The sequence below is a fragment of the Actinospineispora spinosispora DSM 44797 genome, from assembly GCF_000429025.1.
Lineage (GTDB): Bacteria > Actinomycetota > Actinomycetes > Mycobacteriales > Pseudonocardiaceae > Pseudonocardia > Pseudonocardia spinosispora.
This window is the reverse complement of record NZ_AUBB01000049.1, coordinates 1-12,166: the sequence shown is the minus strand read 5'-3', so window position 1 is coordinate 12,166 and position 12,166 is coordinate 1. Positions and strand designations below refer to the sequence as shown.

Sequence of the window (12,166 nt, the reverse complement as noted above, 5' to 3'; positions counted from 1 at the left end):
GTGGCGAGTGGTCCTATAGGACCACTCGCCACTCACGGGTATTTGACCGGCGGGAGGTCGAAGAAGGGGAACAGGGCCGGGTCGATGAACGTGTGCAGCGCGGTGATGCGGGAGGCGTCGGTCTCGACGATCTGCACGGCGAACGGACGGTAGGTCTCGCCGTCGCGGCGGTAGACGCCGAAGCCGGCCGTGCCGTTCGCGTCGACCGCGACCAGCCGGGAGTCCTGGCACGACGAACGCCGGAACCAGTCGCCGATCGCGTCCGGGCCGCGCAGCCACAACGCATAGGGCGGCATCGACAGCGTCGCCTCCTCGTGCAGCAGCGCGACGAGGCCGTCGATGTCGAACCCTTCGAACGCCTCGACGTAGCGGCGCAGCAGCTCACGGTCGGGCTGCTCGACGGTGCGGGAGGGCTCCCAGGCGGCAAGCGCGGTCCGGGCGCGGCGCAGCACCGCGTTGACCGCGTCCTCGGTCGTCCCCAACAGCTGCGCGACCTCCCGGATCTTCCATTGCAGCACGTCCCGCAGCACCAGCACCGCCCGCTGCCGGGGCGTCAGCAGCTGCAGCGCGGCGATGAACGCCAGCCGGATCGAGTCCCGCTCGACGACCTGCTCCGACGGGTCCCGCTCGACCCGGGCCCCCGGGATCGGCTCGACCCAGGCCTGCCTGCTCAGCGGCGCCCCGAGGATCGGCGAGTCGTTGGACTGCGCCCCGACGTCCATCGGCAGTGCCCGGCGCGCGGCGCGGCGCAGGTGGGTGAGGCACACGTTGGTGGCGATGCTGAACACCCAGGTCCGCAACTCGCTCCTGCCCTCGAACCCGTCGGCCGCGCGCCAGGCCCGCATGAACGTCTCCTGCACGGCGTCCTCGGCGTCGAACGTCGAGCCGAGCATGCGGTAGCAGTAGCCGGTCAGCTCCGGGCGCAGCTGTTCCAGGTCGGCGATCACGACGCCGGCCGCCAGCCGGAGGCCCACAGGTGCGACGGCGCGGCCCGGCCGGCGAACACCTCGGCGTTGCGCCGCGCGAAGTCGGCGAAGCTGGTCGGGGTGACGCCGAAGCGCTCGTGGGTGCTCAGGTCGACGCGACCCTCCTCCCCGTCCCCGATGCGACGCTCCTCGAACAGCTCGTCCAGGCCGTCGAGGAGGAAGCCTGGAATCCCCTGGGCCTCCAGCGTCCGCCGCTTGACCTGCGGATCAACGTCCTCGTAGCGGACCGGCGCACCGAGCACCTCGGTCAGGATCGCCGCGACCTCGGTCATGCCGAGCGAGTCCGGACCGGTGATCTCGTAGCGCCGCCCGCCGTGTCCCGCACCGTGCAGAACCTCCACGGCGATCTTGGCGATATCCTCTATATCTACCGGAGCGAGCCGCGCCTTGGCCAACGGCAGGCCGAGCACACCGTCCCGGTTGATCGTCGGGACCTCACGGAAGTAGACGTGCATGAACTGGCCGGGCCGCAGCATCGTCCACTCCACGCCGGACCGCTCCAGGTGCCGTTCGATCTCGGCGTGCATCCGCGCGAACCGGAACCTCGAGTGACTCCAGCAGCAACGCCCGGAGAACTTCACGATGTGCCGCACCCCGGCCCGGACCGCGGCGTCGATGAACGTGCACTGCGTCTGTACCAGCGACTGGTTCGCGGTCGAGATCATCAGCACCTTCTCGACCCCGTCCAGCGCCTCACCCAGGGTGTCCGGTCGGGACATGTCGCCGGTGACCACCTCCACGTTCCCCGTCGACGGCGCGGCCACCGGGTTGCGGACCAACGCCCGCACCGGCAGCTCCCGCCGGGAGAACTCACGAATGATTGCCGCTCCGCTCGCGCCGGCCGCGCCGGTCACCAGAATCGTCATGTCCTGTAAGACCCTCGGCACCGCGAAAACCTGTCGCGACCGGCTACCGATGGGTGGCGAGCGCCAGGAGACCGGCGAAGTTCCGGCTGATGCCCTGGGTCGGGACCCGGCCCGCGCCGCAGGCGATGAGGTTGCACCCGGCCGGGGCGTACGGCCCGACACCCAGGCCACTCAGCGAGACCGCGGGGTCGACGTTCTGCTCAGGCCGGATGGAGAAGTTGTAAGTCTGCCGATACGGGCCGGGGTCGGGGTGGTGGCCATCCCGGAACGCGGCGTTCAGCAGGCGCAGGAAGTTGTAGCCGAACTCGTTGTGCAGGTTGGCCCCGGCGAGCGTCTGCGGATCGAGCGACACGTCACCGAGCACGCCGGTGGTGGTGACCAGCACGTTCGTCTCAGGATCCATACCGTTGACCTGGTACGCCGCTCCACCCATGAAATAGAGGTCGCGGAACATCCCGGGGAACGGTGCGGGGGTCGTCGCACGGGACGGGAGCGAACCTCCGATGCACGGGCCACGGTTGACCCAGAACAGCAGCCCGTAACAGGGATTGGTCGTGCTCGAACGACCTGCCCGGGAGACGTAGTCGGCGTCGATGATGCGACGCCCGTTCCAGCTGCCGTTGTCGGACATCAGCAGCCCGAGGCGGGCGAAGTGCACGGGCGACAGGTAGAGCCACGCGTGCCCGTAGGTGTTCCCGGAGCGATCTCGCTGCCAGTAGTAGTCGTGAGCGGCGATGCCCAGCGGTGCGAACAGCTCACGCTGCGCGAAGGCCTGGAAGTCCTCGCCGACCGCACGCTGCACGACGTAGACCAGCAGGTCGGGTGTGCGCTGGCTGTACTCGAAGTAGGTGCCGGGGCGATGGGTCAACGGCGTCGCCAGCGCCTGGTCGGGTGCACTGAGATCGCCGCCGACGGGGCCGAGCGGGGCAAGCTCGGACACACTCGCCTGCCGGATCCCCGACGCCTCGTTGAGCAGGTCGCGCACGGTGATGGCCCGGTGCGCCGCGTCACCCTTGCCTGCCGGCAGGTACCTGCCGATGGGTGCGTCCAGATCGAGGCGGTGCCGGGTCACCGCGATACCGGCCACCATCGAGACGACGCTCTTGGTGGCGCTGAAGATGTTCATCGGAGCGTTGTTGGTGAGCGGGTTGATCGGGTCACCGGCCACGAGGCAGTTGTTGCGGTAGATCTGGGCGTTGAACCGGTTCCGGCTGGAGATGAAGAGCACCGCGCGGTTCAGGGCGGCCCGGTCGAAGTTCGCCTCCTCGGGTGTGGCGGTCTCCGGCTTGGCCGAGCCGGTGGGCACCGCGCAGTGCTTGGGCTCCTTGCCGGGCGCGGCCGAGGCGACGGTGCCGCTGAGCAGCGTGGCGGCAACAACGCATGCCGCGACGACGGCGCACTGTCTCCCTCGAACCCACATGCTCCAGCCCTCCGGTTCGCTAGCTCTGATAACAACCTTGCTTCGAAGAACGACGCGTCATGCCCGCCGGAGGTGGACGGGACGGCAAGTGCCTCCGAGTGGGTGACCGTCGGCGGGCGGCTTGATCAGTTCGACCAGCCGGGCGGGTCCCGCGCCCCAGCTCGCACGCAGTTCCCGTGCGGCGACAGCGCACTTGTGGTGCACGCAGGGCCATTCCACTCCACGCTGCCCGCCGCAGCCGACACAGTCACCGTGCGAGTCGGGCACGTGCGATGCGAGCACCGCCTCCGGCATTCCCGACTGGACCGCCATGAACTCGACCAGCACGGACAGGTCCCCATTGTGTCCTTCTTCCATGACGGAAGCATTCCAGACGAGAGTCTCGCGATTCAAGTATTAAGAATAAGAGTATAACTAGACTGGTATCGTCCAATCTCTCTCAGAGTGATACTATGTCTTGCTCTGAGACCGGGTAGGTTGAGCGACGTGGGGGTAGCAGTGTCGAATGCGGCGGGGCCGACAGTGGTCAGGCGCCAGCTCGGGCGGCGGTTACGGCAGCTGCGCGATGTGGCAGGGCTGTCGGTCGACGAAGTGGTCTCGGACCGCTACCTGGGTATCTCCCGGGCCAAGCTGTTCAAGCTCGAAGCCGGGAAGCACGCGGTGAAACCGCAGGACATCGCGGTCCTCGGCGCCCGCTACGGCGCCGAACGGGACGAGATCGAGACGCTGCAGGCACTCGCGCTGGCTACCCAGGAGTCCAGCTGGTGGCACGTCTACGGCGAAGACGCGGTCCCCGAATGGTTCAGCCTCTACGTAGAGCTGGAGCAGACCGCAACCTCGATCCGCAAGTACGAGTCGGAATTCGTACCCGGCCTCCTCCAGACCCGGGACTACAGTTTGGCCGTGTACCGAGCCGCGCAGCCCGGGTTAAGGACACCGAACTGGAGCGCCAGATCGAGGTGCGGATGGCCCGCCAGACAATCTTCGACCAGCCCTATCCGCGTCAGCTGCACGCGGTGATCAACGAGGCCGCCCTGCTACGCACCGTCGGTAGCGCCGAGGTGATGCGGGCGCAGCTGCTGAAGCTCCGGCAGGCCGCCGAGCGGCCGGAGATCACGATCGACGTCCTGCCGCTCAACGCGGGCGCGCACGCCGCGATGAACGGCTCGTTCACCCTCCTCGACTTCCCCGACCCGAGCGAAGACCCCTCGGTGGTCTATGTAGAAACCGCCATATCGGCCGCGTACCTGCAGAAAGCCGCGGACATCGACCGATACGCCACGATCTTCACTCAGATTCTGCCCAGCGCGACCCGTCTCCAGGAGTACTCGTCATGACCGATACCGAGCCACGCTTCGTCAAGAGCACCTACTCCGGCGGCAACGGTGGCGACTGCGTCGAATGGGCCCGCACCGCGCAGGGTGTGCTGGTCCGCGACAGCAAGAACCCGGACGGCCCGAGGCTGAAGTTCACCCACGCCCAGTGGCAGTCCTTCACCACCAGCACAAAAGACTCGTGAGTGGTACGGGCGCCTATAGGCGCCCGTACCACTCACGAGCTGTCAGGCGTTGAGCTGGCTGAGCGCGGCCACGAAGTCCGGGTTGTCGGACTGCATGCGCCCGGCGAACCCGGCGCTCTCCAGGGGGTAGAAATTCATGAGGATGAGCGTCTCGTCGGTGTTGGCCAGGCCCTTGTAGGCCGTGCCGATCGCGGCGTGGATCTTGGCGGACAGGTCCCTGCGGGCGTCGACGCTGTCCAGCTCCGGTGCTTCCAGGAAGCACACCGGCCGTACCGGTTCGGCCTGGATACGGCCGTCCTGGGCGACGTTCGCCGGGTTGTGTTCGCGCAGCCAGATGCGCACGTCGGGGATGTGGTAGGCGGCGTCGATCGCCTGGGTGATCTCCTCCATCATCGTCTGCTTGGTGTCCGGGTCGAGGCCGATCGGGGCGTCGATGAAGAACTGGGGCATGGCTGGAATCTCCTCCTCCGGGATGTGTTTCCCACCCGTGTGACGCGGAACCGGCCCCGGACTCACCGGACCGATGAGTTCTCGGTCCCGCGCGCGTCTCACGTATGTGGACGACGACACCGCCTTCGCGGAACTGGTGGAACGGCACCGCGCGGAGCTGCACCTGCACTGCTACCGGATGCTCGGATCCATTCAGGACGCGGAGGATCTGGTGCAGGAGACGTTCCTGCGCGCGTGGTCGAAGCGGGCGACCTTCGAGGGGCGTTCGACGTTGCGTGCGTGGCTCTACGGGATCGCCACGCACGCCTGCCTGGACGCCCTGCGGCGCCGGCCCCGGCGGGTGGTTCCGCCGCAGGTCAGCGGGCCGGCCGATCCGAGGGTGAAGCCCTCCCCCGCGACCGACCTCGCCTGGCTGGAGCCCTACCCCGATCGGCTGCTGGAGAACGTCGTGGCGGCGGGGGTGGATCCGGAGGCGCGGTTGATCCGGCGGGAGGCGACCGAGCTGGCGTTCCTGGCCGCGATCCAGTACCTGCCGCCGCGTCAGCGTGCGGTGCTGATCCTGCGTGACGTCGTCGAATGGTCGGCGAAGGACACCGCGAGGTCGCTGGACACGACGGTGGTGTCGGTCAACAGCGCGTTGCAGCGCGCCAGGGAGACTCTCCGGGGGCGTTGGGTGGCGCACGAGGCCGATCGACACGCGATCACGCTGATCAGCGAGGCCGAGAGGTCGCTGCTGAAGCAGATGGTCGACGCGTGGGAGCGCACCGACGCCGCCGCGGTCGCCGCGCTGCTCGGCGCGGACGCCCGTCTCGTCATGCCACCGACGCCGTCCTGGTACGACGGGCGGGAGGCGATCGAGACGTTCCTGTCCCGGTACGCGTTCAGCGCGGGGATGCGGGGACGGATGCGTGCGGTGGCCACGTCGGCGAACCGGCAGCCCGCTGCCGGTGTCTACATCCGCGACGATCAGGGGCGCTACCAGCCGTTCGCGCTGCTCGTCCTGACCGTCTCGGCCGAGGTGGTGACCGAGATGAACCTGTTCCATCTCCCCCGGCTGTTCCCGGTGTGTGGCCTGCCGGAGGTGCTGGGCTGAGCGGCGGCGGGCCCGGGGCCCGCCGCCTCTCGTTGTCAGGCCGAGGCCTGCGGGCACCCGTGGTAGGCCGCCACCAGCCACCGGTCGTCGCGCCTGGTGAACACCCAGGTCGCCCACTCCGCCGGACCCGGTGAGCCCGCGAACTCGGTGCGGCTGTCGGTGACCACGACCGCCGCGTCGGTGCCGAGCGCGCGGGCGCTCAGCACCTGGTGGCTACGGCTCGTGCCCTTCAGCGGCCCGGCGAACGCGGCGGTCATGCCCGCGCGGATCGCGTCCCTGCTCGGCAGGTGGGCGCCTGGCAGGACCACGGTCGCGTCGTCGGCGAAATGCGCCGCGAACCCGTCCCCGTCGCCCGCAGCCCATGTCCTCGACAACTCGTCGAACACGGCACGTACCGCGTCGGCCACAACCTCGGTGGTGACACTCATTCGTTTCCCTCTCGTCGAACCGATCGGTCACCAGGACAGACCCGCTCACCCCTGGGAAGGAATCGCCGTCGCGCGGCAGGCGGTACAGTGACCGTCCGGCAGTGCGAGGGGGAGCAGCACATGGCAACGACATTCGCGGACCTCGAAGCCAGAGTTCGCGGCCTGGAGTCACGAGCGCAGCGGGCCGAAGAAGACATCACCGCCCTGATCACGACAGTGGTCGAAACCCGAAACGACGTGCGTTGGCTCCGGCGTGCCATGACCGCGCAGCTCGAGAAACAAGGACTCGTCGTCGATCCGGAGTAGCCCGACACTCGCTGATATATAGACGCGCTCGTCTCTCCTATGGTCGGTCGAACCGATGCGGTCGGCGGGCGGGGGCCGGTGCTGGACGTCGGGTGCGGTCCCGGCACCGTGACCGCGTATCTGGCCGAGCGCGGTGTGGACGTCTCCGGCGTGGATCTGTCGCCACGCATGATCGAGCACGCGCGCCGGTTGTATCCCGCGTGTCGCTTCGAGGTGGCGTCGTCGACCGAGCTGGAGCTGGCCGATTCCTCGTTCGCCGGGCTTCTGGGCTGGCGGTCGCTGTTCAACCTGCCGCGCGATGTTCTGCCGCAGGTCCTGTCCCTGTTCGCTCGGGCGCTCAAGCCCGGCGGACAGCTGATCATCGCGACGCACGTGGGTGACGGCGACGTGGCCCGCACCGAGGCTTACGGCGGTGTAGCGGTGAGCTGGACGACCTACCGGTGGCAGCCGGACCAGCTAGCCGAGCTGATCAAGAACGCAGGCCTGCGCCCCACAGCCGAGCTACGGCTGCCCGCGGACGGCCAGAGCGGCCCGGTCGTCGTGCTCACGGCCCAACGCGACCACTGACCCGGGCGACTTCGCGCACCCTCGTGCTGCGTCGCACATGTCCGGACGTGTGCGACGCAGCACGAGGGTGTGCGAAGTGGGCCGGGGTCAGGACGGGAGGGAGCGGGGGAGGCCGAACCAGGGCAGGGCGCTGGTCTCGAAGCGGGTGATCTCCCGGATTCGGGGGCCGGACAGGCCGATGACCAGCAGGCCCGCGCCGTGGCGGACGCCGGTGGCCGCTCGTAGGTAGGCGCCGAACGCGGGCTGGCCGTTGGCGCGGGTCGGCACCAGCTCGTAGGTGCGGCCCTTGCCGATGGTGCTGGCGAAGAAGTGCGCCACGGCGTCCAGTCCCTCGTACTCCAGGGGGATCGGCGGCATGGACAGCCGCACGTCCTCGGTGAGCAGTGTGACCAGCTCGTCGACGTCGCCCGCCTGGTAGGCGCGGACGAACCGGGCCACGAGCGCCTGTTCCTCGGCGGAGTCGGGGGCGGGCGGGTCCTCGGCCGGCGGTAGACGCTGGTTCAGCGTCGACCTGGCTCGCTTCAGGGCGCTGGTGACCGACTCGACGGTCGAGTCGAGCATGTCGGCCACCTCGGTCGCGCGGTAGCCGAGCACCTCGCGCAGGATCAGCACGGCACGCTGGCGCGCGGGCAGGACCTGCAGTGCGGTCACGAACGCCAGCGAGATCGCCTCGGTCTGTTCGTAGTGCGCCTCCGGGCCAGGGCGGGTGCCGAGCGCGCCGTCGAGGAGCGTGTCGGGGTAGGGCTGCAGCCACACGACCTCGCCGAGACCGGTCGGTTCCGGCAGTTCGATCTGGGACATGTCCCACTCCTTGGCCGGGCGCCGGGTGGCCGAGCGAAGCATGTTGAGGCAGCGGTTCGTCGCGATGCGGTACAGCCAGGTGCGGACCGAGGCACGTCCCTCGAACGCCGCGAGCCCCTGCCACGCGGACAGCAACGTGTCCTGCAGTGCCTCCTCGGCGTCCTGGAACGAGCCGAGCATCCGGTAGCAGTGCACCTGCAGCTCACGGTGGTACGGCCGGGTCAGCGCCTCGAACGCGTCGCTGTCGCCGGACCGAGCCCTAGTGATCAGGCCGTCGTTCATCTCGCTCCTCTCGCCCCTGGTCGTACCGACACCGCGGCGGCCGCGAACTGGGCGCCCAGTTTGCTCCGGTCGCGGTGTCTTCACCGGCGAAGGCACCCCACAAGGAGGACACATGACGATCGCGGACAAGACGGTCCTGGTGACCGGGGCCAATCGTGGGATCGGCAAGGCGCTGGTCGACGAGGCGCTGCGGCGCGGCGCCCGGCGGGTGTACGCCGGGACGCGCCGGCCGCTGGCCCACGGCGACGACCGGGTCACGCCGTTGATCATGGACGTGACCGATCCGGCGCAGATCGTCGCGGCCGCCGAACAGGTCGGCTCGCTCGACATGCTGATCAACAACGCCGGTCTGGCGCAGTACGACGACCTGAGCGGCCGCGAGGCGCTCGACCAGCAGCTCGCGGTGAACCTGCTGGGCACGTTCGACGTGACCAGGGCTTTCCTGCCGAGGCTGACCGAGTCGCGGGGCGCGGTCGTCAACGTCCTGTCGGTCATGGCGCTCGCCCCGCTGGCGCTCATCCCGTCGTACTCGATCTCCAAGGCGGCGGCGTTCTCGCTGTCGCTGTCGCTGCGCGCGCTGTTGTCCGAGCAGGGTGTGAGGGTGCACGCGGTGCTGACCGGGCCGGTGGACACCGACATGTCCCGGGGTCTGGACATTCCGAAGGCCTCACCGGAGTCGGTCGCGCGGGCGATCTTCGACGGGGCGGCCCGGGGTGACGAGGAGATCTTCCCGGACCCGATGGCCCAGTCCCTCGCGGACGGCTGGCGCGCCGGTATGGCCAAGGGGCTGGAACGTCAGTTCGCGGCGCTCATGACCGCCGAGGCGGTGGCGTCATGAGCACGGTCGTGTCGGCGGCGGAATGGGACGCCGCGCGGGAGCGGATGCTGGTCGAGGAGAAGAAGTTCACCCGTGCCAGGGATGCGCTGGCCGCACAGCGGCGGCGGATGCCGTGGGTGGCGGTGGAGAAGGACTACGAGTTCATCGGGCCTCAGGGTGCGGTGAGCCTGCTGGACCTGTTCGAGGGCCGGCGGCAGCTGATCGTGTACCGCGCGTTCTTCGAACCCGGCGTGCACGGCTGGCCGGAGCACGCCTGCCCGGGCTGCTCGATGATCGCCGACCAGGTCGGGCACGTGGCGCACCTGAACGCCCGCAACACCACGCTCGTGTTCGCCACCCGGGCGCCGCGTCCGGACATCGAGCGGCTGAAGACACGGATGGGCTGGTCGATGCCCTGGGTCACGATGACCGACGGCGGCGGCTCGTGGTTCGACATCGACTTCGGCGTGGACCAGTGGCACGGCACGAACGCGTTCATCCGCGACGGTGACCAGGTGTATCGCACGTACTTCATCAACAACCGGGGCGACGAGGCGCTCGGCAGCACCTGGACCTACCTGGACATGACCGCGCTCGGCCGCCAGGAGAACTGGGAGGACTCCCCCGAAGACCACCCCCGCACCCCGCCGTACGTGTGGTGGAACTGGCACGACGCCTACGACGGCACAACGGGCACCCAATGGTGGGAGGACCCCACGGAAGCCAACCCAGCAGACCCCCGCCCCCGCCCCACCCCGTCGTAACCCCGCCCGCCCTGGCACGAATGTGGCTTTAGGGACGTTCAACGTCCCTAAAGCCACATTCGTGCCGGTGGGTGCTGGACAGGAATATGATGGTCGGTCTACTTTTAGTGGACTATGTAGATCGGTCTAGGTAGGGAGTGCGGCATGGACTCGGTGGTGTTCGGGGCTACCGGATTCATCGGCAGGTGGACGGTGCTGCAGCTGCTGGAGCGGGGGCGCACGGTGGCGGCCGTCGTGCGCGACCCTGCCCGCGGTGCTGAGCTGCGCGCCTGGCTGCACGACCACGGCGCGGACGTCGAGCGGTTCGGGACCGTGACCGGTGACGTCACCCTCGGCGCGGGTCTGGGGCTGAGCGCGGCGGACGAGGAGCGGCTCGCCTCCGTGCGCGACGTGGTCAACGCCGCGGGCTTCTACCGGTTCGGGCTGCGCCGCGAGGAGGCCCGAGCGGTCAACGTGGACGGCGCGCTCGCCGTGCTGCGCTGGGCAGCCACCCGCCCTGACCTGCGCATACTGATCCACGTCTCGGGCTACCGCGTCGGGGCGCACCAGCCGAGGTATCCGCTGCCGGACCCCGAGGCGACAGCGCTCTACCGGGACAAGGGGGCGTACGAGGGTTCCAAGATCGAGGCCGACGCGGCGGTGCGGGTCGTCGCTGCGCAGCTGGGTGTCCCGCTGGCCGTGGTGAACCCCAGCGGCGTGATCGGGCATTCGACGACCGGCGAGGCCGGCCAGTACATCGGCCCGGCGGAGATCGTCCGCGACCTGTGGGCGGGCCGGCTTCCCGCGCTGCCGGGGACCGCCCGCACGTTCGTGCCGGTGGTGACGGTGGACCACCTCGCCCGGTTCATCGCCGCGATCGAGGAGCCCGGCGGTCCGCACTGGGTGCTCGACGAGAACACGCCGGAGCTGCCCGACCTGATCCGGCTGCTCGCCGGGCATCTCGGGGTGCCCGCGCCCCGGTTGCGGGTGCCGGTGGGGGTGGTCCGGCATCTGCCGACCGCGCTGACCGGCGCGAACCGGGAGGTTCTCGGGTTCCTGTCCGAGGACCGGTACGACACGGCGTCCGCCGAGAAGCTCGCCGAGGTCGCCGAGCTCGCGCACCCTCCGGTCGAGATCGCGCTGCGCCGGTGGGCCGACCGGCTCGTGGCGGACCGGTTCGGCGCGCCCTCGACCTCGCTGCCCGGGGGCTTCCACGAGGTCGCGGGCTCCCGGACCTACCTCGCCGGTGACCGGACCTCGCCCGAGCTCGTGATGCTGCACGGACTGCCGCTCGACGGCGAGTCGTGGCAAGGCCTGCTGGGACGCATCGGAGCCTCGGTGCTGGTCCCCGACCTGCCGGGACTGGGTCGTTCGGCACCCACGAGCGCTACCGCACTGGACTGGCTGACCGACCTGCTGGCACCGCTGCGATCCCGGCCCACCCTGGTCGCCCACTCGGCGGCCGCCGGGCCGGCGCTGCGCTACGCGGCGACCCATCCCGACCGCGTCGACGCGCTGGTCCTGATCTCCCCCTACTTCCTGCAGGGAACACCCTCACGGTCGCTGCGCACCGGGCCGCTGCTCAGGAGGATGTCCGCTGATCGTCTCGAGGTCGCGCTGCTCGGGGCCCAGATCGCTTCCGACGATGCCCGCCGGGCCATCGACAGCGCCGCCGCCCAGCTGCACCGTCCCGGTGTCGCCCGCCGCACGGCCCGCTGGCTGCGCGCCGCGAACCGGCCCGCCGAACGCGCAGACCTGCGCAAACTGCTCACCGAGGTTCAGGTCCCGGTCCATCTGGTGGTCGGCCAGCGCGACCCCCTGGTCACCGATCCCGGCACGGCCACCGTCACGACCGTCCCCGATGCGGGTCACCACCCGCACCTCACCC

14 protein-coding genes and 1 pseudogene are annotated in these 12,166 nt (G+C 69.7%); 8 read left to right on the top strand and 7 right to left on the bottom strand.

Features of this window, described 5'->3' with window-relative positions; genetic code table 11:
• Positions 1–32: 32 nt before the first annotated feature.
• Genes G406_RS48400 through G406_RS0120535 form a run of 4 tightly spaced genes read right to left on the bottom strand, consistent with a single transcriptional unit; the run spans position 33 to position 3,629 of the window.
• Complete coding sequence (locus tag G406_RS48400; RefSeq protein ID WP_051342425.1) at positions 33–974, bottom strand: sigma-70 family RNA polymerase sigma factor; 942 nt, start codon at positions 972–974, stop codon at positions 33–35.
• Complete coding sequence (locus tag G406_RS48395; protein WP_051342424.1) at positions 944–1,852, bottom strand: SDR family oxidoreductase; 909 nt, start codon at positions 1,850–1,852, stop codon at positions 944–946. The genes G406_RS48400 and G406_RS48395 overlap by 31 nt, the downstream gene beginning before the upstream one ends.
• Positions 1,853–1,895: 43 nt before the next feature.
• Positions 1,896–3,272 carry a serine hydrolase domain-containing protein gene (locus tag G406_RS48390; protein ID WP_064742981.1) on the bottom strand — a complete coding sequence of 459 codons (1,377 nt, stop codon included), beginning with the start codon at positions 3,270–3,272 and terminating at the stop codon, positions 1,896–1,898.
• Between the two features lie 57 nt (positions 3,273–3,329).
• The gene (locus tag G406_RS0120535) at positions 3,330–3,629 is read right to left on the bottom strand and encodes a hypothetical protein (RefSeq protein ID WP_028935270.1); all 300 of its coding nucleotides are present in this window, start codon (positions 3,627–3,629) and stop codon (positions 3,330–3,332) included.
• Positions 3,630–3,716: 87 nt separating this feature from the next.
• Between G406_RS0120535 and G406_RS59780 the strand changes: the two are divergent.
• Both G406_RS59780 and G406_RS0120525 read left to right on the top strand, forming a co-directional pair.
• Positions 3,717–4,609, top strand: a pseudogene (locus G406_RS59780) (DUF5753 domain-containing protein).
• Positions 4,606–4,791 carry a DUF397 domain-containing protein gene (locus G406_RS0120525; protein ID WP_028935269.1) on the top strand — a complete coding sequence of 62 codons (186 nt, stop codon included), beginning with the start codon at positions 4,606–4,608 and terminating at the stop codon, positions 4,789–4,791. The pseudogene G406_RS59780 and the gene G406_RS0120525 overlap by 4 nt, the downstream one beginning before the upstream one ends.
• A 42-nt stretch (positions 4,792–4,833) precedes the next feature.
• Here G406_RS0120525 and G406_RS0120520 read toward each other — a convergent pair whose 3' ends face one another.
• A complete protein-coding gene (locus tag G406_RS0120520; protein WP_028935268.1) occupies positions 4,834–5,241 on the bottom strand; it encodes a hypothetical protein in 408 nt (135 codons plus the stop codon).
• A gap of 73 nt (positions 5,242–5,314) precedes the next feature.
• Here G406_RS0120520 and G406_RS0120515 point away from each other — a divergent pair, with 73 nt between their 5' ends.
• On the top strand, positions 5,315–6,334 hold the full coding sequence (locus G406_RS0120515) for an RNA polymerase subunit sigma-70 (protein WP_028935267.1): 1,020 nt from the start codon (positions 5,315–5,317) through the stop codon (positions 6,332–6,334).
• Between the two features lie 35 nt (positions 6,335–6,369).
• On the opposite strand, the gene G406_RS0120510 is transcribed toward G406_RS0120515, so the two are convergent.
• The gene (locus tag G406_RS0120510; RefSeq protein ID WP_028935266.1) at positions 6,370–6,762 is read right to left on the bottom strand and encodes an SgcJ/EcaC family oxidoreductase; all 393 of its coding nucleotides are present in this window, start codon (positions 6,760–6,762) and stop codon (positions 6,370–6,372) included.
• A 120-nt stretch (positions 6,763–6,882) separates the two neighbouring features.
• Here G406_RS0120510 and G406_RS0120505 point away from each other — a divergent pair, with 120 nt between their 5' ends.
• Together G406_RS0120505 and G406_RS48380 are read left to right on the top strand one after the other, a co-directional pair.
• A complete protein-coding gene (locus tag G406_RS0120505; protein ID WP_156935019.1) occupies positions 6,883–7,068 on the top strand; it encodes a hypothetical protein in 186 nt (61 codons plus the stop codon).
• A gap of 39 nt (positions 7,069–7,107) precedes the next feature.
• A complete protein-coding gene (locus G406_RS48380; RefSeq protein ID WP_084216245.1) occupies positions 7,108–7,635 on the top strand; it encodes a class I SAM-dependent methyltransferase in 528 nt (175 codons plus the stop codon).
• 87 nt (positions 7,636–7,722) lie between these two features.
• Here G406_RS48380 and G406_RS0120495 read toward each other — a convergent pair whose 3' ends face one another.
• Complete coding sequence (locus G406_RS0120495) at positions 7,723–8,718, bottom strand: sigma-70 family RNA polymerase sigma factor (RefSeq protein ID WP_028935264.1); 996 nt, start codon at positions 8,716–8,718, stop codon at positions 7,723–7,725.
• Positions 8,719–8,830: 112 nt separating this feature from the next.
• Between G406_RS0120495 and G406_RS0120490 the strand changes: the two genes are divergently transcribed.
• The 3 genes from G406_RS0120490 to G406_RS0120480 form a co-directional block, all read left to right on the top strand.
• Entirely contained in the window at positions 8,831–9,556 is a 726-nt protein-coding gene (locus G406_RS0120490; RefSeq protein ID WP_028935263.1) for an SDR family NAD(P)-dependent oxidoreductase, read from the top strand.
• A complete protein-coding gene (locus G406_RS0120485; protein ID WP_028935262.1) occupies positions 9,553–10,299 on the top strand; it encodes a DUF899 domain-containing protein in 747 nt (248 codons plus the stop codon). The genes G406_RS0120490 and G406_RS0120485 overlap by 4 nt, the downstream gene beginning before the upstream one ends.
• 144 nt (positions 10,300–10,443) lie before the next feature.
• Positions 10,444–12,166, top strand: a 1,723-nt coding sequence (locus G406_RS0120480) for an alpha/beta fold hydrolase (protein ID WP_037077602.1), incomplete at its 3' end; no start/stop codon positions are given.

What these genes read in the sequence shown, in the direction of transcription:
- G406_RS0120505 (WP_156935019.1), top strand. Translation starts at nt 6,883, where the DNA reads ATGGCAACGACATTCGCGGACCTCGAAGCCAGAGTTCGCGGCCTGGAG.
- G406_RS0120525 (WP_028935269.1), top strand. Translation starts at nt 4,606, where the DNA reads ATGACCGATACCGAGCCACGCTTCGTCAAGAGCACCTACTCCGGCGGC.
- G406_RS0120485 (WP_028935262.1), top strand. Translation starts at nt 9,553, where the DNA reads ATGAGCACGGTCGTGTCGGCGGCGGAATGGGACGCCGCGCGGGAGCGG.
- G406_RS48380 (WP_084216245.1), top strand. Translation starts at nt 7,108, where the DNA reads ATGGTCGGTCGAACCGATGCGGTCGGCGGGCGGGGGCCGGTGCTGGAC.
- G406_RS0120515 (WP_028935267.1), top strand. Translation starts at nt 5,315, where the DNA reads ATGAGTTCTCGGTCCCGCGCGCGTCTCACGTATGTGGACGACGACACC.
- G406_RS0120495 (WP_028935264.1), bottom strand. Translation starts at nt 8,718, where the DNA reads ATGAACGACGGCCTGATCACTAGGGCTCGGTCCGGCGACAGCGACGCG.
- G406_RS0120510 (WP_028935266.1), bottom strand. Translation starts at nt 6,762, where the DNA reads ATGAGTGTCACCACCGAGGTTGTGGCCGACGCGGTACGTGCCGTGTTC.
- G406_RS0120490 (WP_028935263.1), top strand. Translation starts at nt 8,831, where the DNA reads ATGACGATCGCGGACAAGACGGTCCTGGTGACCGGGGCCAATCGTGGG.
- G406_RS48395 (WP_051342424.1), bottom strand. Translation starts at nt 1,852, where the DNA reads ATGACGATTCTGGTGACCGGCGCGGCCGGCGCGAGCGGAGCGGCAATC.
- G406_RS48390 (WP_064742981.1), bottom strand. Translation starts at nt 3,272, where the DNA reads ATGTGGGTTCGAGGGAGACAGTGCGCCGTCGTCGCGGCATGCGTTGTT.
- G406_RS0120520 (WP_028935268.1), bottom strand. Translation starts at nt 5,241, where the DNA reads ATGCCCCAGTTCTTCATCGACGCCCCGATCGGCCTCGACCCGGACACC.
- G406_RS0120535 (WP_028935270.1), bottom strand. Translation starts at nt 3,629, where the DNA reads ATGGAAGAAGGACACAATGGGGACCTGTCCGTGCTGGTCGAGTTCATG.